Source organism: Stenotrophomonas chelatiphaga, assembly GCF_032054965.1.
GTDB classification, from domain to species: Bacteria; Pseudomonadota; Gammaproteobacteria; order Xanthomonadales; family Xanthomonadaceae; genus Stenotrophomonas; species Stenotrophomonas chelatiphaga.
The window spans coordinates 1-20,412 of the sequence record NZ_DAMBRS010000001.1; the positions used below are offsets into that span (position 1 = coordinate 1).

The window sequence follows — 20,412 nt, forward strand, 5'->3', positions numbered from 1 at the left end:
CAGGCCTTGCTGGCCGCCTGATCCCCCAGCTGTCCAACTCCCGGGGGTCACTTCAGGGATGGGTTCACGGCGTGTCCTGCCAATGCCCCCTATCCCGCCCCAGCACACAGAACCCGTGGCCGAAAGCCGCTCTCAGCGGCCAACCCTCAACGTTCGAGAATGAACGCCGCGGCGACCTTGCGGCCTTCGCCGGCCAGGATGTTGAAGGTGCGTGCCGCTGCCGGGTTGTTCATCACTTCCAGCCCGATGCCGCGCGACAGGCACGCCGCCATCAGCTGCTGCGACGGGAATACCTGCGTGGCGCCGGTGCCGAGGATGATCAGCACCGGTTCCAGGGCCAGGATCGCCTCCAGATGAGCCGGCTGCAGATCGGCCACCGACGCGACCGGCCAGTCTTCCACCAGCACCTGCGGGGTGACGATGAAGCTGGCCGCCAGTTCGCGGTCGTTGATCCGCGCCGAACGACCATCCGCACCGCGCAGGGTGTAGGCGTAATCAGGGGCTTCGTGGCTCAGTTGCATGGCAGGACCGGGTGATCAGCCGCGCGGAAGCACGATCTGGCGGTTTTCCTTGCTCGGCCGGTACAGCACGGCAACGTGGCCGATGCGCTGGACCAGCGCGGCGCCGGTGGTGGTGACCAGTTCGGTGACCATGGCGTCGCGGGCTTCGCGATCCTCTGCCGCCACCTTCACCTTGATCAGTTCATGGCGCTCCAGCACCTCCTCCAGCTCGGCCAGGAAGGCCGGGGTCACGCCCTTGCCGCCAATCTGGAGCAGGGCTTTGAGGTCGTGGGCTTGGCCGCGAAGAAAACGGGTCTGGGATGCGGTCAGGGCAGTGGACATGCAGGAAAGCGCTGTGACTTGGGGGGTTCAGGGTATCATGGCCACCCCATCCGGCTGTATTTACCATGGTTTCCCGCAGCAAGAGCAGCCAGCGCTGGCTGAAAGAACACTTTTCCGACCCCTACGTGAAGAAGGCGCAGGCTGAAGGCATGCGCTCGCGCGCCGCCTACAAGCTGGAAGAGCTGCTCGAACGTGACCGCCTGCTGAAGCCGCACATGCTGGTGGTCGACCTCGGTGCCGCCCCCGGGGGCTGGTCACAGCAGGTCCGACGGCAGATGGGCGACACCGGCCGGGTGTTCGCATTGGACATCTTGGAGATGCCGGCACTGGCCGGTGTGGACTTCCTTCACGGAGACTTCAGGGAAGAAGCCGTCCTATCGCAGTTCGAGGCCATGGTCGGGGACCAGCCGGTAGACCTTGTACTGTCCGATATGGCCCCCAATAAGAGTGGAATGGACGCGGTGGACCAGCCGCGGATGATGCACCTGGCAGAGCTGGCCATGGATTTCGCCGACAACCACCTCAAGACCGGTGGTGCGTTCCTGATCAAGCTGTTCCAGGGTGTGGGTTTTGACGACTACGTGCGTGAAATGCGCAGGCGGTACGACAAGGTCTCCATCCGCAAGCCGGACGCCTCGCGCAAGCGCTCCCCCGAGGTCTATGCCCTCGGACAGGGCAAGCGCGCCGTGATGAAGTAAGCTCGTCAAGCAAGCCCGACCCATGCACCAGCCAGCACAAGAGGAATACCGGAGCCAATGAGGATGAACGACTTGACCAAGAACCTCCTACTATGGGTGGTCGTCGCCGTCGTGCTGATGGTGGTATTCCAGAGCTTCTCGCCAAAAACGAGCGGCGCCGGTGCGCCAGGCGCGACCTATTCGCAGTTCCTGGACCAGGTGGACAGCGGCGCGGTGCAGAAGGTGACGTTCGCCGGCGACATGCGCGGCGGCACCAACGAAATCACCTACACCACCCGTGGCGGCCAGACCTCCACCATCACCGCACCGTTCGATCGCGACCTGATCAACGTGCTGCGCACCAAGAACGTGGAAATCGTCCAGCAGGAGCCGTCCAGCGGCATCTCGCTGGGCGCGATCCTGATGAACTTCCTGCCGGTCATCCTGATCATCGGCTTCTGGCTGTTCATCATGCGCCAGATGCAGGGCGGCGGCGGCGGGGCCAAGGGCGCGATGTCCTTCGGCAAGTCGCGGGCCAAGCTGCAGGGCGAAGACCAGGTCAAGGTCACCTTCGCCGACGTGGCCGGCTGTGACGAGGCCAAGGAAGAGGTCGGCGAACTGGTCGATTTCCTGCGCGACCCGTCCAAGTTCACCAAGCTCGGCGGCAAGATCCCGCGCGGCGTGCTGATGGTGGGTCCGCCGGGTACCGGCAAGACCCTGCTGGCCAAGGCCATCGCCGGCGAGGCCAAGGTGCCGTTCTTCTCGATCTCCGGCTCGGACTTCGTGGAAATGTTCGTCGGCGTCGGCGCCAGCCGCGTGCGCGACATGTTCGAGCAGGCCAAGAAGCACGCGCCGTGCATCATCTTCATCGACGAAATCGACGCCGTCGGCCGTCACCGTGGTGCCGGCCTGGGCGGCGGTCATGACGAGCGCGAGCAGACCCTCAACCAGCTGCTGGTGGAGATGGACGGTTTCGAAGGCGGCGAAGGCGTGATCGTCATTGCCGCGACCAACCGTCCGGACGTGCTGGATCCCGCGCTGCTGCGCCCGGGCCGTTTCGACCGCCAGGTGGTGGTCGGCCTGCCGGACGTGAAGGGCCGCGAGCACATCCTGAAGGTGCACATGCGCAAGCTGCCGCTGGCCGACGATGTCGAGCCGATGGTCATCGCGCGCGGTACCCCGGGCTTCTCCGGTGCCGACCTGGCCAACCTGTGCAACGAGGCGGCGCTGTTCGCCGCGCGCAGCAACGAGAAGGAAGTCCGCATGGACCACTTCGACCGGGCGCGCGACAAGATCCTGATGGGTGCCGAGCGCCGCTCGATGGCCATGAGCGAAGAAGAGAAGACCCTCACCGCCTACCACGAAGCCGGCCATGCCATCGTCGGCCGCCTGGTGCCCGAGCATGACCCGGTCTACAAGGTCACCATCATTCCGCGCGGCCGTGCGCTGGGTGTGACCATGTACCTGCCGGAAGGCGACAAGTACTCGATCAACCGCGTGGCGATCAATTCGCAGCTGTGCTCGCTGTACGGCGGCCGCGTCGCCGAAGAGCTGATCTTCGGTGCCGACAAGGTCACCACCGGCGCCTCCAACGACATCGAGCGTGCGACGAAGATGGCGCGCAACATGGTCACCAAGTGGGGCCTGTCCGAGACGCTCGGCCCGATCGCCTATGGCGAAGAGGACGATGAGGTGTTCCTCGGCCGTTCGGTGACCCAGCACAAGAGCGTGTCCAACGACACCGCGCGCCGTATCGACGAGGAAGTCCGCAGCATCCTGGACAAGGCGTATGCCCGTACCACCGAGCTGCTGACCGCCAACGTCGACAAGCTGCACGCGATGACCCAGCTGCTGCTGCAGTACGAGACCATCGATGCGCCGCAGATCGACGCGATCATGGAAGGCCGTGATCCGCCGCCGCCGATGGGCTGGGGCAAGTCGAACAACAACGATGGCAAGAACGGCGGTGGCAACGACAAGGGCGGCGACGCCCGTCCGGTGCCGCCGATCAGCGGCCCGGCCGAGCAGATCTGACCACCGGCTGCTGGGTGTAGAAGGAAAAGGCCGGGGAAACCCGGCCTTTTCCGTTCAGCCGGCCGTGCACGCAGGAGGCAGCTGCGGGACAATGGGGGCCACGTTACCTACTGACCGGATGCTGCATGTCGACGCCCCCGCCCGAGCCGATTTCCCATACCGCTGAAATGGTCATTGCCACGGTGGTCGGCGTGGCCGTCGGGCTGGGCCTGGACAACCTGCTGCTCGGATGCGTGGTGGGTATTGCGCTGGGCATCGTGCTCAGCATCGGCAAGACGCTGTATCTGGATCGCAAGCGCCGCAGGCGCTGACCATCACGGCTGGTCGCGCCGCGGCATGCCCGGCGGACCCGTTGCATTTCCCGTTGACGGCCAGCGGCCGTCACTACCTTCGAGGGACCGCCATGTTCGACATTTCTCCGCAGCTCGATTGTGCCGGCCGCATGCTGCGCCTTGATCGTGCGCGGGTGATGGGCATCGTCAACGTCACCCCGGATTCGTTTTCCGATGGCGGCCAGCACGACACGGCCGAGGCCGCCGTCGCCCACGGCCTGAAGCTGGTGGAGGAGGGCGCCGACCTGCTGGACATCGGCGGTGAATCCACCCGCCCCGGCAGCGAGCCGGTGCCGCTGGACGAAGAGTTGCGCCGCGTCCTGCCGGTCATCGAACAGCTCGCTGCCCGCACCACGGTGCCGATCAGCATCGATACCTTCAAGCCGGAGGTGATGCGTGCGGCGGTGGCGGCCGGCGCCGGGATGATCAATGACATCCACGCGCTGCGGCAGCCCGGCGCACTGGAGGCCGCTGCGGACACCGGCGTGCCGGTGGTGCTGATGCACATGCAGGGCGAGCCCGGCAGCATGCAGGCCGATCCGCAGTACGACGACGTAGTGGCCGAGGTACATCGTTTCCTGGTCCAGCGTCTGTTCGCCGCTGAAATGGCCGGCATCGCGAAGAAGAACCTGGTGGTCGACCTGGGCTTCGGTTTCGGAAAGAGCGTGGACCACAACATGACCCTGCTGGCGCGTTCGGAACGCTTCCTCGAACTGGGCGTGCCGATGCTCGCCGGCCTGTCGCGCAAGCGCACGCTGGGTGAGTTGACCGGCCGCCAGCTGCCTGCTGAACGCGTGGCTGCGTCGGTCGCCGCGCATCTGGTGGCCGTGCAGCGCGGCGCGCGGATCGTGCGCGTGCACGACGTGGCCGCCACCGTGGATGCCTTGAAGGTGTGGGCCGCCGTGGATGCCGTGCCGGCGCCGCGCAAAGACGCCGCGCCCGCGATCCGCTGGCCGGACGAAGGCTGATGGCAGAGGACCGTCGGCCACTGGCGATCGCGGTCATGGGACCGACCGCCAGCGGCAAGACCGCGCTGGCGATCGACCTGGCCCGGCGGCTGGACGGGGAGATCGTCAGCGTCGATTCGGCGCTGGTGTATCGCCATCTGGACATTGGATCGGCCAAGCCGGATGCCGCCGAACGCGCGCAGGCGCCGCACCATCTGCTGGACCTGTGCGATCCATGGCAGTCGTTTTCCGCTGCCGAGTTCGCGCGTGCCGCACGCGCTGCCGTGGATGACATCATCGCCCGCGGCAAGCGGCCGATCCTGGCGGGGGGAACCGGCCTGTATTTCCGCGCCCTGCTGGAAGGGCTTTCGCCGATGCCACCGGCCGACGAATCCACCCGCCTGCAGCTGTCGGCCGAGGCCGCCGAGCGCGGCTGGCCGGCGCTGCACGCCGAACTGGCTGCGGTGGATCCGGAGGCGGGCGCGCGCATCCATGCCACCGATCCACAGCGCATACAGCGGGCGCTGGAGGTGTACCGGCTGACCGGCCGGCCGATCAGCGCCTGGCAACGGCTGCCCGGCGAGGGTCGACTGCCGGTACGCGCCCTGAAGCTGGTGCTCGCACCGCGCGACCGCGGCGTGCTGCACCAGCGCATCGAACAGCGCTTCGATGCAATGCTGGAACATGGCTTCCTGGAGGAAGTGCGGGCGCTGCGGGCGCTGCCCGCGATGGCCGCGGTGGCGTCGCCACTGGACCTGCCGGCGGTGCGTGCGGTGGGCTACCGGCAGGCCTGGGAGTACCTGGACGGCCACCACGATGCCGCCGCGTTCCGTGACAGGGCGATCTTCGCCACCCGCCAGCTGGCCAAGCGGCAACTCACCTGGCTGCGCGGCGAACTTGATGCGCGCTGGTTCGACCCCCATGTAGAGGGGCAGCGGTTGATGGCGGCGGTGTCCGCCTTCGTCCCGTGCTGAAAGCGTGCCGGGCGCCTGCCGTGTACCATCGACCTGTCGGTGGGCGGCTGGGGGGCCGTGGCATCTGCCGACACCCATAAAAACAATAATCAGGAGTTAGCAATGTCCAAGGGGCAATCGCTGCAGGATCCGTTTCTGAATGCACTGCGGCGCGAGCGCGTGCCGGTTTCGGTGTATCTGGTCAACGGCATCAAGCTGCAGGGCACGATCGAGTCGTTCGACCAGTTCGTGGTGCTGCTGCGCAATACCGTCAGCCAGATGGTGTACAAGCACGCCATCTCCACCGTGGTGCCGGCGCGCAACGTCAAGCTCGGTCCGGGCGGTGGTTTCGTGCAGGCCAATGAAGATGGCCAGCCGGCGGGTGATGAATCCATTGAATAATCCTGGAGTGGTACGTGTTTGATCGCTCGAAAAAGGGTGAAAACGCCCTGTTGATCCAGCCCCATTTCGGCAAGCTGGAAGAGGACGTGCTCGAAGAGTTCGGCGACCTGGCACGCTCGGCCGGTGCCAGCATCGCCGCTACCATCACCGCGCGCATCGACCGCCCCAACCCCTCCACGCTGATCGGCAGTGGCAAGCTGGAAGAGGTCAAGGCCGCTGCCGATGCAACCGGCGCCGACCTGATCCTGGTCAACCATGCCCTGTCGCCGGGCCAGGAGCGCAACCTGGAAAAAATCCTGGAACGGCGGGTGATCGACCGTACCGGGCTGATCCTGGACATCTTCGCCCAGCGTGCGCACAGCCACGACGGCAAGCTGCAGGTCGAGCTGGCGCAGCTGCGCCACATGTCGACCCGGCTGATCCGCGGCTGGACCCACCTGGAGCGCCAGCGCGGCGGTTCCATCGGCCTGCGCGGACCGGGTGAAACCCAGCTGGAAACCGATCGCCGGCTGCTGCAGAAGCGTGTTGAGCAGCTGCAGAAGCGGCTGGAAAAAGTCGAAGTGCAGCGTACCCAGATGCGCCGCGCGCGCCTGCGCAGCGAGCTGCCACGCGTGGCCCTGGTGGGCTACACCAATGCCGGCAAGTCCACGCTGTTCAATTCGCTGACCGGTGCGGAGGCGTACGCCGCCGACCAGCTGTTCGCCACGCTGGACCCGACCGTGCGCCGCATCGCGCTGCCTGGCGGCAACGTCGTGCTGGCCGACACGGTGGGCTTCGTGCGCGACCTGCCGCATGACCTGGTCGCTGCATTCCGCTCCACGCTGTCTGAAGCACGCGAAGCGGATTTCCTGCTGCACATCGTTGATGCCGCCGATCCGCACCGCGAAGAACGCATCGCCCAGGTCGACGAAGTACTGACCGCCATCGGCGCCGGCGACCTGCCGCAGCTGCTGGTGTTCAACAAGATCGACCGCATCGAAGGGGCCGAGGTGCGCCACGACGGCCACGACGGCGTACCCGATGCGTCGCGCCGCGAGCGGGTCTGGATTTCCGCGCGCGACGGGCGCGGACTGGACGTGCTCGAGGCGGCGCTGGGCAAGCGCCTGGGCCTGCAGCACGTGACCGGCGAACTGCGCCTGCCGCCGTCGCAGGGCCGCCTGCGTGCACGTCTGCACCAGCTTGAGGTGGTCCGCGCGGAAACCGCGGACGAAGACGGCTGGCTGCTGCAGGTGGAAATTCCGATCGCCGAAGCGGAGAAGCTGGCCGCCGGCGACGACGGTGCTCCCATCCAGGCGCTGTTGCCGGAAAAGCTGCCGGAGTGGTAATCCCTCGGGGCCGGCCCTGCTGCACGGCAGGAAGGTGCTGGCTCCCCAACCGCAGGAATGCCCCATGACCCTTCCCACCGACGACCTGCTGGCCGGCCTGGCCAGCGAACTGGGCCGCACGCTGCAGGCATCGAGCCTGCAGCTGGTCACCGCTGAAAGCTGCAGTGGCGGCTGGATCGCCAAGGTGATGACCGACATCGCCGGCTCGTCGGCGTTCTTCGACTGCGGCATGGTGGTGTACAGCTACGAAGCCAAGCAGCGGTTGCTCGGCGTGCGCGCGCAGACGCTGGAGGCGTTCGGCGCGGTCAGCCGCGAGACGGTGCTGGAGATGGTCTCCGGCGCACTGGTCAACTCCGGTGCGGGCATCGCCGTGGCGGTGACCGGCATTGCCGGCCCCGGTGGCGGCAGCGACGACAAGCCGGTCGGCAGTGTATGGATCGGCTGGAAGCGCCGCGGTGGTTACGCGCACGCACAGCTGTTCCACTTTCACGGCGACCGCGACGCGATCCGCCGCCAGACGGTTTCGGCCGCGTTGAACGGACTGCTCGCGCAGCTGTGAGATGCTGCGCGCTCCCCCCGCCTGGAGCATGCACCGATGTGGGAAACCCTCGGCACCGTCCGTGACCTCGGCCGCCTGCAGGAAATCGCCTCGGTCCTGATCCGCAACGGCTTCGGCGACCTGGTGCGTCGGATCGGCCTGGCCGACGTGCTGGAGCGGGCAGGGCGGCTGCTGCACTGGGGTGATGACACCCAGCGCACGCCGCTGACCGCCCCGATGCGCGTGCGCCGGGCGATGGAAGAACTGGGCCCCACCTTCGTCAAGCTCGGCCAGGTGCTGGCCACCCGCGTGGACCTGTTCCCGGCGGAATGGATCGCCGAATTCTCCGAGCTGCAGAACGCGGTGCCGGCGCTGCCCTACGCGCAGATCCGCGAGCAGCTGGAGCGCGACGTCGGCGGCGATCCAGCGCAGGTCTTCGCCTGGCTGGACGAGGTGCCGATGGCGGCCGCATCACTGGCCCAAGCGCATCGCGCGCGCCTGCACGATGGCCGCGAGGTCGTGCTGAAAGTGCGCCGCCCCGGTATCCGCGACGTGGTGGAAGCCGACCTGCGGCTGCTGGCACGGCTGGCGGAAATCATCGAAGCGCGGCTGCCCGACCTGCGCCGTTACCGGCCGGCCGACGTGGTGCAGCAGTTCACCACCTCGTTGCGGCGCGAACTGGATTTCGCCGCCGAGTGCCGTAACGCCGAGCGCATCGCTCGTGATTTCAGCGGCCGCACCGACATCCTGATTCCGTCGGTGCATTGGCAATGGACCTGCGAAAGCCTGAACGTGCAGGATTTCGTCGACGGCATCGCCGGGCGGGACCTGGCGGCGGTGGATGCGGCCGGATTGGATCGACGCCAGCTGGCCCAGCGCGGCGCCGACATCGTGTTGAAGATGGTGCTGCAGGACGGCTGTTTCCATGCCGATCCGCATCCGGGCAACATCATCTACCTGCGCGATGGCCGGATCGGGGTCATCGATTTCGGCATGATCGGCACGCTGTCCGAGTCGCGCCGCTTCCAGGTGGCCCAGCTGTTGCACGGACTGGTCGAGCAGGAGCCGGAACAGGTTGCCGACATCCTGCTGGACTGGGCCGGCGGCGTGGCGGTGGATGAGGGACGCCTGCAGCAGGACATCAGCCAGTTCGTCGACCGGTATCGCGGCGTGCCACTGAAGGACCTGCGTATCGGCCTGATGCTGACTGACATCACCCTGTTGCTGCGCAGCTACAACCTGATGCTGCCGGCCGACCTGGCGTTGATGATCAAGGCCTTCCTGACCCTGGAAGGCATGGGCCGCCAGCTCGATCCCGAGTTCGACATGGCCAGTGCGGCACGCCCGTTCCTCGAACAGGTTGTGCTGCAGCGCTACGCCCCGCGCGCGCTGCTCAAGCGTGGCCGGCGCAGCCTGCTGGGGATGCTCGACCTGGCCGGTGAACTGCCGCGTGACCTGCGTCGCCTGGTGCAGGCCGCGCGCCGTGGGCGCCTGCAGATCAAGGTGGAAACCAATGCGCTGAAGGGCTTCGGCGACCAGGTGAACCAGGCCGCCAACCGGCTGGTGGTGGGCATCGTCACCGCCGCCCTGATCATCGGCTCATCGATCGTGATGCACAGCGTCGGCGGGCTTTCCAGCCGCTGGCTGCTGGTGTTGGGCGTTGGTGGTTTCATCGGTGCCGGGTTGTGCGGGGTGTGGATCCTGTTCTCCATCTGGCGCAGCGGCCGGCGACGCTAGGTTACCGGCGAACGGCGAAGCCCCTCGTGGTGGGTCGCTGGAAGCTGGCTGCTGGGGTGGGCCGGGCGGGAGGGGTTGGTGGGGGACGGCAAAAACCGCATCCATGCGGGCCTCGTTTCGCGCCATCCATGGCGCGGGACCACGCCATCGCATTCGCGCTGTCGCTCCCACGCTTTGCTGCGCAAACCGCGGGCCCCTCTCACCAGCACCCACACCCCGCCGCTTCGCGGCCGCCCCTGACTCAGGGGCTCCTCCACCCGTCCCCCGGTGCTCTGGTAGCGTCGGCCCATGGTCGGCGGAATCCATCCGGCGCCGCGACGAAGAGCCGCCGACCATGGGTCGGCGCTACCGCTTTTTTTTCTTCATACGTGGCGGTTCAATCGCGCACTGTCAGGGCCGGGCGGTGGGGCTGGGCGGGGGCGTTGAGCGCCAAGGATGGCGCGAAACGAGGCCCGCATGGATGCAGTCCTTGCCGTCCCCCGCCCAGCCCCACCGTCCGGCCAGAGCCCAGAATTCCGGCTGATTCCCGCACCACGAGGGGCTCCGCCGTTCGCTGCATCCCACGCGGGCACTTGCGACACGCAGAAGTTAGTAGTATTACTACTAACCATGGACACGACGAACCTGACCGAAACCCAGCAGGCCATCCTGCAGCTGATCGCCGAGCGCATCGAATCGGAAGGCGCACCGCCTTCGCAGACCGAAATCGCCCGTGCCTTCGGCTTCAAGGGCGTGCGCGCCGCGCAGTACCACCTTGAGGCGCTGGAAGCGGCCGGTGCCATCCGCCGCGTTCCCGGCCAGGCGCGCGGCATCCGCCTGGTGCAGGCACCCGCGGTGAAGCAGATCGCCGACCCGGCGCTGGACGACAGCGTGCTGCGCCTGCCGGTGCTGGGACGTGTCGCGGCCGGCCTGCCGATCGGCGCGGACATCGGCTCGGACGACTTCGTCGTGCTCGACCGCGTGTTCTTCTCCCCGGCACCGGATTACCTGCTCAAGGTGCAGGGCGATTCGATGATCGACGAGGGCATCTTCGATGGTGACCTGATCGGCGTGCATCGCACCCGCGACGCCCGTACCGGGCAGATCGTGGTGGCGCGCATCGACGAAGAGATCACCGTCAAGCTGCTGAAGATCGGCAAGGACCGTATCCGGCTGCTGCCGCGTAATCCCGATTACGCCCCCATCGAAGTGCTGCCGGACCAGGACTTCGCCATCGAAGGCCTGTACTGCGGCCTGCTGCGACCCAACCGTTGAATGTCCGGGGGCGGCTGCCGCTGACGTCTGCGGCGATAATGTTCGACTTGCCCGGCGCGCGTCTCATCCTGTGCGATGCGCGGCCGCTACAGTCTCCCCCGAACCCGAGTTGACCACGATTAAAAAGATGACCACTTCCCCAAGGACCAAGACGATGGACGAGAACAAGAAGCGTGCCCTGGCCGCCGCCCTGAGCCAGATCGAAAAGCAGTTCGGTAAAGGCTCGGTGATGCGGATGGGCGATCGCGTTGTTGAACCCGTCGAGATCATCCCGACCGGTTCGCTGATGCTGGATATCGCATTGGGCATCGGCGGCCTGCCCAAGGGCCGGGTCGTGGAAATCTATGGTCCGGAGTCCTCGGGCAAGACCACCCTGACGCTGCAGGCCATCGCCGAGTGCCAGAAGAAGGGCGGCACGGCAGCCTTCATCGACGCCGAGCACGCCCTGGACCCGATCTACGCAGCCAAGCTGGGCGTCAATGTCGACGACCTGCTGCTGTCGCAGCCGGATACCGGTGAGCAGGCGCTGGAAATCGCCGACATGCTGGTGCGTTCCAACTCGGTGGACATCGTGGTGGTCGACTCGGTCGCCGCGCTGACCCCGAAGGCCGAAATCGAAGGCGAGATGGGTGACCAGCTGCCGGGTCTGCAGGCCCGCCTGATGAGCCAGGCGCTGCGCAAGCTGACCGGTAACATCAAGCGCTCCAACACCCTGGTCGTGTTCATCAACCAGCTGCGCCACAAGATCGGCGTGATGATGCCGGGCCAGAGCCCGGAAGTGACCACCGGCGGCAATGCACTGAAGTTCTACGCCTCGGTGCGCCTGGACATCCGCCGCATCGGTGCGATCAAGAAGGGCGATGAAATCATCGGCAACCAGACCAAGATCAAGGTCGTCAAGAACAAGCTGGCCCCGCCGTTCAAGCAGGTCATCACCGAGATCCTGTACGGCGAAGGCATCAGCCGCGAGGGCGAGCTGATCGACATGGGCGTGGAAGCCAAGCTGGTCGAGAAAGCCGGCGCCTGGTACAGCTACGGCGAAGAACGCATCGGCCAGGGCAAGGACAACGCCCGCGGTTACCTGCGCGACAACCCCGCCGTGGCCCAGCGCCTGGAAGCAGAGCTGCGCGAGAAGTTCCAGCCGGCTGAAGCACCGAAGGAAGCCGGCGACGAAGACGACGCCGACGAAGCGTAAGGCATGCTGTGGGGCAGGGCGGCGCCGTCAGTGACGCCGTCCTGTCCCGCAGGATTTTCACGCCGGTCCACGGCGTGGCGTCAGGGACGGCGCTGAGTGAAGGATGAGCATGCACGACGAACCCGACGCCCCGCCGGGCGCGAAAAAACGCCGCCGGCCTGAATTGACGCCCCTGCAGCGGGCGCTCGGCCTGCTGGTGCGGCGCGATCATTCGCGCAAGGAGCTGGGCCGCAAACTGGTTGCACGTGGCATCGAGCCCGAGCAGGCGCAGGCGGCGGTCGACCGGCTGACCAGCGAAGGCTGGCAGGACGATGAACGATTCGCTGAATTCCTGGTGCGCAACCGCGCCAATGGCGGCTATGGTCCGCGCCACATCCAGGCCGAACTGGGCACCCACGGGCTGGACAGTGAGGCGATAAGCGCCGCGATGGACAGCTACGAGGGCGATTTCCTCGAAAATGCCCGTGACCTGGTGCGTCGCCGGTTTGGCGAGGAAGGGCCGCAGGACCTGCCGCAGCGGCGCAAGGCCGCCGACCTGCTGGCTCGCCGTGGGTTCGATGGCGACACCATCCGCCGTGCCACCCGCTTCGATGCAGAGGACTGAGCGCCGCTGGCCTGTTACCCTTCAAGGTTTCGGAGGTCCGAAACCCGACCCTGGCCAGTGTGGCTGGAGGCGGTGGCGCCTCCGGCACGCAGACTGCCAGCCCCCATGACCGCATCCGCCAAATTCACTACTTCCCAGATCCGCAGCGACTTCCTTGAGTTCTTCAAGGGCAAGGGCCACACCATCGTGCCGTCGGCACCGCTGGTGCCGGGCAACGACCCGACCCTGCTGTTCACCAACTCCGGCATGGTCCAGTTCAAGGACGTGTTCCTGGGCGCGGAAAAGCGCAGCTACGTGCGCGCTGCCGACGTCCAGCGTTGCCTGCGTGCCGGCGGCAAGCACAACGACCTGGACCAGGTGGGGTATACCGCCCGCCACCACACCTTCTTCGAAATGCTGGGCAACTGGTCTTTCGGTGATTACTTCAAGAAGGACGCCATTGCCTGGGCCTGGGAGCTGCTGACCCAGGTCTGGAAGCTGCCGGCCGACCGCCTGCTGGTCACCGTCTACCAGACCGATGACGAAGCCTACGCGCTGTGGCGCGACATGGTCGGCATCCCCGAAGAGCGCATCGTGCGCATCGGCGACAACAAGGGCGCGCCGTATGCGTCGGACAACTTCTGGCAGATGGCCGACACCGGCCCCTGCGGTCCGTGCACGGAGATCTTCTACGACCATGGCGACCACATCGCCGGTGGTCCGCCGGGTTCGCCGGATGAAGACGGCGACCGTTTCATCGAAATCTGGAACCTGGTGTTCATGCAGTTCGATCGCCAGCCCGATGGCAGCCTGGTGCCGCTGCCGGCGCCGTGCGTGGACACCGGCATGGGCCTGGAACGCCTGGCGGCGATCCTGCAGCACGTGCATACCAACTACGAAATCGACCTGTTCCAGGCGCTGATCCGCAAGGCCAGCGAACTGACCGGCATGGCCGACCTGGAGAACAAGTCGCTGCGGGTGATCGCCGACCATATCCGCGCCTGCTCGTTCCTGATCGTCGACGGTGTGCTGCCGTCCAACGAAGGCCGCGGCTACGTGCTGCGCCGGATCATCCGTCGCGCGTTGCGCCACGGCTGGATGCTCGGCGTGCGCCAGCCGTTCTTCAGCAAGCTGGTGCCGACGCTGGTCGAGCAGATGGGCGTGGCCTATCCGGAACTGCCGGCCACCGCCGACACCGTCACCCGCGCCCTGCAGGCCGAAGAAGAACGGTTTGCCGAGACGCTGGACGCCGGCATGAAGATCTTCGAAGACATCGCGGGCAAGGCCAGCAACAACGTCATTCCCGGCGTCGATGCGTTCCGTCTGTACGACACCTACGGTTTCCCGCTGGACCTGACCGCCGATATCGCGCGCGAGCGCGACATGACCGTGGACACCGCCGGCTTCGACGTGGCGATGGAGCAGCAGCGCGAAACCGCGCGTGCGGCGGGCAAGTTCGGTGGCGGCGTCAGCCTGCCGGCCGACCTGGTCGCGACCCTCAAGCCCACCGTGTTCCTCGGTTACGACGCGCTGCAGGCCGATGGCCTGCGGGTAGTGGCGCTGCTGAAGGACGGTCGTCCGGTGCAGGCCGCCGCCGCCGGTGATGCGGTGATCGTGCTGACCGAACAGACGCCGTTCTACGCCGAATCCGGTGGCCAGGTCGGTGACACCGGCGTGCTGTCGGCCAGTGGCGTGCGCGTGGACGTGACCGAAACGCAGAAGTTCGCCGGCCAGTTCCATGGCCATGTCGGTACCCTGGCCGAGGGCAGCCTGAAGATCGGCGACGTGCTCGCCGGTCAGGTCGATGCACAGCGCCGCGGCGCGACCATCCTCAACCACTCCGCCACCCACCTGCTGCACGCCGCCCTGCGCGAAGTGCTGGGCACCCACGTGCAGCAGAAGGGATCGCTGGTGGCGCCGGATCGCCTGCGTTTCGACTTCTCGCATTTCCAGCCGATCAGCGCCGACGAACTGGCGATCATCGAGCGCAAGGTCAACCAGCAGGTGCGCATCAACAACGCCGTGGAAGTACACAACATGGCGATGCAGGAAGCGCTCGATTTCGGTGCGATGGCGCTGTTCGGTGAAAAGTACGGCGAGAACGTGCGCGTGCTGAAAATGGGCGATTACTCCACCGAACTGTGTGGCGGTACCCATGTGAGCCGTACCGGTGACATCGGCCTGTTCAAGATCACTTCCGAAGGGGGTGTGTCCGCTGGCGTGCGCCGCATCGAAGCGGTCACCGGCCAGGGCGCACTGGATTTCGTCGCGGACGAAGAAGCGCGCCTGTCCGAAGCGGCCCAGCTGCTCGGCGGCAGTGCCGGCGACGTGGTGGAAAAGATCCGCACCCAGATCCTGCGCCAGAAGCAGTTGGAACGTGAACTGGAATCGCTGAAGGCCAAGCTGGCCGCCGGCGCCACCGCGGACCTGTCCAGCCAGGCGCAGGACGTCGCCGGGGTCAAGGTGCTGGTCGCCCGACTGGAAGGCTTTGACGCAAAAGCCCTGCGCGATGCGGTCGATCGGCTCAAGCAGCAGCTCGGTGATGCGGTGATCCTGCTGGCCGGTGCGCAGGACGGGAAGGTCGCGCTGGTTGCTGGCGTGAACGGCAGTGCAATGGGCCGGGTCAAGGCCGGGGAACTGTTGTCCCACATTGCCGGTCAGATCGGGGGCAAGGGCGGTGGTCGTCCCGATCTCGCCCAGGGTGGTGGCGAGGACGGGCCCGCCCTTGCGACTGCCCTGGCTGCGGCGGTCGACTGGGTCCGCCCGCGTCTGGGATGAACCGCAGCCCTTCCGCGCCTTGAAGCTGCGGGAGGGCTGACGGTACCATTGGCAATCTTTTTCCCTTCGTAGTGGGGCGGGCCTTGACGGACCGCCAAGCCGGTGGGGGATACCCTTCCACACGGTTTCATGGAGAATTACCACAATGTTGATCTTGACGCGCCGCGTTGGCGAAACCCTGATGATTGGCGACTCGGTCAGCGTGACCGTGCTCGGCGTCAAGGGAAACCAGGTCCGTATCGGCATCACTGCGCCGAAGGACGTCGCCGTGCATCGCGAGGAAATTTACCAGCGCATCCAGCGCGGTGATGAACCTGCGACCGGCAGTGAAGATTCTGCTGAATAAGGCTTTACCTCCGGCCGCGAAAAAAGCTATTATTCGCGTCCCCGCTGCGGAGTACTTCTCCACCAGCGGTTGCAATACCCCGGAGCGATGCCCGAGCGGCTGAAGGGGCTCCCCTGCTAAGGGAGTATAGGGTCAAAAGCTCTATCGAGGGTTCGAATCCCTCTCGCTCCGCCATATACGAAAACGCCCGCAGATACGGTCTGCGGGCGTTTTTTTTTGTGCTGTAGATGCGGCGTCGCCGGGCGTCTGCTGCGCGCGCCGACCCTGGGTCGGCGCTACCTCGCCACGCAGCCGTCTAGAAGGTGTACGACGCCTGCAGGTAGACCCGGCGCGGCTCGCCCGGGAAGTGGCCATTGCGTTCAATGAAGCCGCTGGCGGCGTAGACCTTGTCGAACACGTTCTTGACGTTGGCCTGCAGCTGCCACTGCTGCCACTGGGTCTTCCAACTGATATCGAACACGGTGTACGGCTTGACCCGTTGCCCGTCGCGGCTGATCCGTTCGTCCATGTAATCGGCGCCGAAGCCGACCGCCGACTTCAGCGCAGGCAGCTCGTAGCGCGTCCACAGGCCGAGCTTGTTGCGCGGCACGTTGACGAAGCGCCCGCCGGCGGCATCGGTGATGCCGTTGGTGCCGGCTTCGATCACCCGGGCATCGTTGTAGGCGTAGCTCAGGTTAACGACCCAGCGCTCGGTCAGGTCCGCCAGCAGGTCCAGCTCGCCGCCCTTGCTGCGCACCAATCCCAGCGCTTCCATCTGGTTGACGCCGCCAATCACCTCGCCGGTGCTCTGCACGATGTTGCTACGCTCTATCCGGTAGATCGCGGTGTTGAGCGTCCAGCGGCCGCCGAGCAGGCTCTTCATGCCGATTTCCCACTGCCGGCTGCGCTCCGGATCGAACGGTCCGCCGGCGGCGCGGTCCTGGTTGGCAGCCGCCTGCGGCACGAAGCCGGCCGCCACGTTGGCGTAGACATTCAAGCCTTCGCGCACGACAAAGGTGCTGCCCAGGCGCCAGCTCAGGTCATTGCCCTTCACCGCGGTGCCGGCGACGTTGTCGGTGTCCTTGAAGCCATCCCAGCGCAGGCCGGCCAGCAGCAGCCAGCGCGGCGACAGTTCGATTTCATCCTGCAGGTAGGCACCGTAGCGGTCGCTGCGGGTGCGGGTCGTGCGCCACGGCAGGCCGTCCAGCCCGTAGTCGCGGTACGAGGTCACGCCGTACACCGGATTGAACAGGTCGATGCCCGGCACCGGTCCGGCGCCACGCGCCAGGTCGGCGCTGTTGGCGGTCTGCGCACGGAAATCGGCGTCGGTGCGGTAGACATCGGCGCCCATCAGCACCTTGTGCGCGATCGCGCCGGTCTGCGTCCGCCACACCGCATGGCCGGCGAGGGTGACCGCATCGTTGTCACGGATCTGGTTGCGCAGCTGGCGGGTCATCCATTCGGCCGTCCCGTCGCGGTCGCGGTCGATCAGCCCCATCGGCTCGTGGTAGATCTGGTGCTCGTTGTTTTCGAACCAGCGCGCGGCCAGGTCCACGTCCCAGTTGGCGGCAGGGGCGAAGCGGTACTGCAGCAGCGCGACCTTCGCGTCCATGTCCAGGAAGTCGGTGGACTCGTTGTGGTTCCAGTGGCGGCTGGTCAGGAAGCTGCCGTTGTCATCCACCGGAACGCCGCGCAGGCGGTTGCCGCCGAGCTGCTGGGTGATGTCGGTGAACTGCAGCACCAGCTCGCCGGTGTCACCCACGTCGAAGGCAAGTGACGCATCGGCGATCACGCCGTCGCGGTCGGTGTTCCAGCGCGTGCCGTCTTCGGTTTCGCTGTAGATGCCGGCGCGGTAGCGCACCCGGTCGTGGTCCTTGACCTGCCCGGTGGCTTCGAAGGAGCCCGCGCGGAAGCCGGCATCGCCCGCCTGCAGCCGCAGCGTGCGCCGGGGCAGGGCGCTGGGCTTGCGGGTCACGTAGTTGATCACCCCGCCCGGATCACCGCCGCCGTACAGCGCGCCGGACGGTCCTTTCAGCACTTCCACGCGTTCGATGTTGAACAGCTGCGGCACCGAGAAACCGGCATAGGGATCGCCGCGCAGGCCGTCGTACAGCACGTTGTCCTGGCGGAACCCGCGCAGCGTCGCACTGCCGTAGCTGTAGACGCTCAGCCCGCTGATGCTGCGGTACAGATCGGTGACCTGGCGCGCGGCCTGGTCGTCGATCAGCTCGCGTGGCAGCACCTGGATCGATTGCGGCACCAACTCCAGCGGCGTATCGGTGCGCGTGCCGACGGCGGCGTCGGTGGCTTTGTAGAGGGTCTGGGCGCGGCCAGTGACCTGGACCGAATCGAGTTGGCGCACGGCAGGGTCGGCGGCCAGACTGGGGTGGCTGGCCAGCAGCATCGCTGCGGCAAGCAGGGTGGGGGCGTGGGGAATGTGTCGCACTGTCTCAAATGAGAATAATTAGCAAGTGCGATAGATTAGCATCTACGGATCTGCGGTGTTTGCACGGATGTGCCCGCCGCAGCGCCGCCGCCTGACCTGCCGTGCCGCTGCAGGCCACGGCAGGTCAGGCGATGTGGGGCATTACAGTGCCAGGTCGAACAGCAGCACTTCGGCATCGTTGCCGTTTTCCAGCGTCAGCTGCGCTTCGTCGCGCACCTGCAGTGCATCACCGGCTTCCAGGGTGATGCCGTTGACCTGCAGCTGGCCACGCGCCACCTGCACGTAGGCGCCACGGCCGGCGGCCAGAGTGTGGTGCAGGCGCTGCGCCCCATCCAGGATGCTGGCGAAGATGCGCGCATCCTGGTGGATCAGCAGCGAACCGTCGGCACCGTCCGGCGAAGCGATCAAGCGCAGCTGGCCGCGCTTGGCCTCCGGGCTGAAGTTCGTTTCCTGGTAGGACGGCGCGATGTTCTCCTGGTCCGGGAACAGCCAGATCTGCAGGAAGTGCACGGTCTCATCGGCCGAATGGTTGAACTCGCTGTGGCTCACGCCGCTGCCGGCGCTCATGCGCTGCACATCGCCATAGCGCAGCACCGAGCCGGTGCCCATCGAGTCCTTGTGCTCCAGCGCGCCGCCCAGCACGTAGGAGATGATTTCCATGTTGCTGTGGCTGTGGGTGCCGAAGCCCTGGCCGCCGATGACCTTGTCTTCGTTGATCACCCGCAGCGGGCCGAAGCTGGTGTAGCGCGGGTCGTAGTAATTGGCGAAAGAGAAGGTGTGCATGGAGTTCAGCCAGCCATGGTCGGCCTTGCCGCGGGTTGCGCTCTTACGGATCTGGATCATGGTGGTACTCCTTGTTCGATGGTTTCGACGTGGGGCCTTGGGGCCGTTTGGCCGGTGGTTTCCCGTTGCGAAGAAGTATCCGCTTGCCCTGGCGCTTTGAAAAACGGATAGTTTTGCAAGCCATCATCGAAATTTTCGAATGCTCAAGCTCAGCCTCGACGCCCTGCAGATTCTGGATGCCATCGACCGCCGGGGCTCGTTCGCCGCCGCCGGCAAGGCCCTGCACAAGGTGCCTTCGACCATTTCCTACACCGTGGCCAAGCTGGAAGAGGACCTGGGCGTGCAGCTGTTCGACCGGGTCGGGCCGCGCGCGGAAATGACCCCTGCCGGCCGCGCCCTGCTGGACGAGGGCCGCCACCTGTTGCGGGCCGCGCGCGAGCTGGAGCTGCGGGTGCGCCGCGTGGCCTCCGGCTGGGAGGCCGAACTGACCCTGGCGGTGGATTCGATGTTTCCGACCTGGCTGCTGGGCGCGGATATCCGGGCGTTCCGTGACGTCGCCGCGCAGACCCGCCTGCGGCTGATCGGCGAGGCCCTGTCGGGCACCTGGGAGGCATTGCTGGATCGCCGCGCGGACCTGCTGGTGGGCGCGGCGGGCGAGGGCCCCAGTGGCGGTGGCTACGTGGTGGAACCGCTGGGCAGCGTCGAGTTCGTGTTCGCCATCGCGCCGGGTCATCCGTTGGCTGCGATGCCGGGCGTGCTGCGCCGCGAGCAACTGGTGGAACACTGCGCGATCGCCGTTTCCGATTCGGCGCGCCGGCTGTTGCCGCGTACGGTAGGCCTGCTGATGGGGCAGGAAACCCTCAGCGTGCCGGACATGGCCAGCAAGTTGCGGCTGCAGCGCGAGGGAATTGGCTTCGGTTTCCTGCCGGCGCCGTGCGCGCGTGCGGCGGTGGAACGTGGCGAACTGGTGATCCGCGAGGTCGAAGAGCACAAGCCGGAAGAGACCTTCTGGCTGGCGTGGCGCACCGGCGAGGAGGGCGCCGCCCTGCGCTGGTGGCGCGAGCGCCTGCGCATGCCGGGCACGCTGGAAGCGTGGTGGAGCGCGATGCGCTGACCCTGTGCGCCGACCCATGGTCGGCGAGCGCAGCGGTAGCTGGCGCATGCATGAAAAAACAGCAGGCCAAGGCCTGCGCATACATGAAAAAACAGCAGGCCAAGGCCTGCTGTTTCTTCAAATAATGGTGCGCCCGGAGAGATTCGA

19 protein-coding genes and 2 tRNA genes (1 of these 21 only partly in view) are annotated in these 20,412 nt (G+C 66.5%); 16 read left to right on the forward strand and 5 right to left on the reverse strand.

Going from position 1 to position 20,412, the window contains the following annotated elements:
- Window positions 1–146: 146 nt before the first annotated feature.
- Both RTX79_RS00005 and yhbY read right to left on the reverse strand, forming a co-directional pair.
- Window positions 147–521 carry an Mth938-like domain-containing protein gene (locus tag RTX79_RS00005; protein ID WP_057687583.1) on the reverse strand — a complete coding sequence of 125 codons (375 nt, stop codon included), beginning with the start codon at window positions 519–521 and terminating at the stop codon, window positions 147–149.
- A 15-nt stretch (window positions 522–536) separates the two neighbouring features.
- The gene (gene yhbY / locus RTX79_RS00010) at window positions 537–842 is read right to left on the reverse strand and encodes a ribosome assembly RNA-binding protein YhbY (protein WP_309686710.1); all 306 of its coding nucleotides are present in this window, start codon (window positions 840–842) and stop codon (window positions 537–539) included.
- A 65-nt stretch (window positions 843–907) separates the two neighbouring features.
- Here yhbY and rlmE point away from each other — a divergent pair, with 65 nt between their 5' ends.
- The 15 genes from rlmE (at window position 908) to RTX79_RS00085 (ending at window position 16,117) form a co-directional block, all read left to right on the forward strand.
- The gene (rlmE, locus tag RTX79_RS00015) at window positions 908–1,540 is read left to right on the forward strand and encodes a 23S rRNA (uridine(2552)-2'-O)-methyltransferase RlmE (RefSeq protein ID WP_042614910.1); all 633 of its coding nucleotides are present in this window, start codon (window positions 908–910) and stop codon (window positions 1,538–1,540) included.
- 63 nt (window positions 1,541–1,603) lie between these two features.
- A complete protein-coding gene (ftsH, locus tag RTX79_RS00020; protein ID WP_057687585.1) occupies window positions 1,604–3,553 on the forward strand; it encodes an ATP-dependent zinc metalloprotease FtsH in 1,950 nt (649 codons plus the stop codon).
- Between the two features lie 125 nt (window positions 3,554–3,678).
- Window positions 3,679–3,864 carry a hypothetical protein gene (locus RTX79_RS00025; RefSeq protein ID WP_057687586.1) on the forward strand — a complete coding sequence of 62 codons (186 nt, stop codon included), beginning with the start codon at window positions 3,679–3,681 and terminating at the stop codon, window positions 3,862–3,864.
- A gap of 92 nt (window positions 3,865–3,956) precedes the next feature.
- On the forward strand, window positions 3,957–4,853 hold the full coding sequence (folP, locus tag RTX79_RS00030) for a dihydropteroate synthase (protein ID WP_312680843.1): 897 nt from the start codon (window positions 3,957–3,959) through the stop codon (window positions 4,851–4,853).
- Window positions 4,853–5,806 carry a tRNA (adenosine(37)-N6)-dimethylallyltransferase MiaA gene (gene miaA / locus RTX79_RS00035; protein WP_312680844.1) on the forward strand — a complete coding sequence of 318 codons (954 nt, stop codon included), beginning with the start codon at window positions 4,853–4,855 and terminating at the stop codon, window positions 5,804–5,806. The genes folP and miaA overlap by 1 nt, the downstream gene beginning before the upstream one ends.
- A gap of 102 nt (window positions 5,807–5,908) precedes the next feature.
- Entirely contained in the window at window positions 5,909–6,187 is a 279-nt protein-coding gene (hfq, locus tag RTX79_RS00040) for an RNA chaperone Hfq (RefSeq protein WP_042614905.1), read from the forward strand.
- A 14-nt stretch (window positions 6,188–6,201) separates the two neighbouring features.
- Window positions 6,202–7,512: a ribosome rescue GTPase HflX gene (gene hflX, locus RTX79_RS00045; protein ID WP_309686695.1), complete on the forward strand. Its 1,311-nt coding sequence runs from the start codon at window positions 6,202–6,204 to the stop codon at window positions 7,510–7,512.
- 64 nt (window positions 7,513–7,576) lie between these two features.
- Window positions 7,577–8,071 (forward strand): CinA family protein, encoded by a 495-nt coding sequence (locus RTX79_RS00050; RefSeq protein ID WP_057687590.1) that lies wholly within the window; start codon window positions 7,577–7,579, stop codon window positions 8,069–8,071.
- A 36-nt stretch (window positions 8,072–8,107) separates the two neighbouring features.
- Window positions 8,108–9,787 carry a 2-polyprenylphenol 6-hydroxylase gene (ubiB, locus tag RTX79_RS00055; protein ID WP_057687591.1) on the forward strand — a complete coding sequence of 560 codons (1,680 nt, stop codon included), beginning with the start codon at window positions 8,108–8,110 and terminating at the stop codon, window positions 9,785–9,787.
- Between the two features lie 609 nt (window positions 9,788–10,396).
- Window positions 10,397–11,041 (forward strand): transcriptional repressor LexA, encoded by a 645-nt coding sequence (gene lexA / locus RTX79_RS00060; protein ID WP_057508824.1) that lies wholly within the window; start codon window positions 10,397–10,399, stop codon window positions 11,039–11,041.
- 154 nt (window positions 11,042–11,195) lie between these two features.
- On the forward strand, window positions 11,196–12,236 hold the full coding sequence (gene recA / locus RTX79_RS00065; RefSeq protein WP_042615466.1) for a recombinase RecA: 1,041 nt from the start codon (window positions 11,196–11,198) through the stop codon (window positions 12,234–12,236).
- A 109-nt stretch (window positions 12,237–12,345) separates the two neighbouring features.
- On the forward strand, window positions 12,346–12,840 hold the full coding sequence (recX, locus tag RTX79_RS00070) for a recombination regulator RecX (RefSeq protein WP_057508822.1): 495 nt from the start codon (window positions 12,346–12,348) through the stop codon (window positions 12,838–12,840).
- A gap of 105 nt (window positions 12,841–12,945) precedes the next feature.
- The gene (gene alaS, locus RTX79_RS00075) at window positions 12,946–15,597 is read left to right on the forward strand and encodes an alanine--tRNA ligase (RefSeq protein ID WP_312680860.1); all 2,652 of its coding nucleotides are present in this window, start codon (window positions 12,946–12,948) and stop codon (window positions 15,595–15,597) included.
- Window positions 15,598–15,742: 145 nt separating this feature from the next.
- On the forward strand, window positions 15,743–15,943 hold the full coding sequence (gene csrA / locus RTX79_RS00080; RefSeq protein ID WP_057508820.1) for a carbon storage regulator CsrA: 201 nt from the start codon (window positions 15,743–15,745) through the stop codon (window positions 15,941–15,943).
- A gap of 81 nt (window positions 15,944–16,024) precedes the next feature.
- Window positions 16,025–16,117: transfer RNA gene (locus RTX79_RS00085), tRNA-Ser, on the forward strand.
- Between the two features lie 121 nt (window positions 16,118–16,238).
- Here RTX79_RS00085 and RTX79_RS00090 read toward each other — a convergent pair.
- Window positions 16,239–18,326 carry a TonB-dependent siderophore receptor gene (locus RTX79_RS00090; RefSeq protein WP_312682139.1) on the reverse strand — a complete coding sequence of 696 codons (2,088 nt, stop codon included), beginning with the start codon at window positions 18,324–18,326 and terminating at the stop codon, window positions 16,239–16,241.
- A 183-nt stretch (window positions 18,327–18,509) separates the two neighbouring features.
- On the reverse strand, window positions 18,510–19,211 hold the full coding sequence (locus RTX79_RS00095; protein ID WP_309686682.1) for a pirin family protein: 702 nt from the start codon (window positions 19,209–19,211) through the stop codon (window positions 18,510–18,512).
- Window positions 19,212–19,350: 139 nt separating this feature from the next.
- Here RTX79_RS00095 and RTX79_RS00100 point away from each other — a divergent pair, with 139 nt between their 5' ends.
- Window positions 19,351–20,265 (forward strand): LysR family transcriptional regulator, encoded by a 915-nt coding sequence (locus RTX79_RS00100; RefSeq protein ID WP_057508817.1) that lies wholly within the window; start codon window positions 19,351–19,353, stop codon window positions 20,263–20,265.
- Window positions 20,266–20,390: 125 nt separating this feature from the next.
- Here the strand turns inward: RTX79_RS00100 and RTX79_RS00105 are convergent.
- Window positions 20,391–20,412, reverse strand: a tRNA-Arg gene (locus tag RTX79_RS00105); it runs 155 nt beyond the window's last position.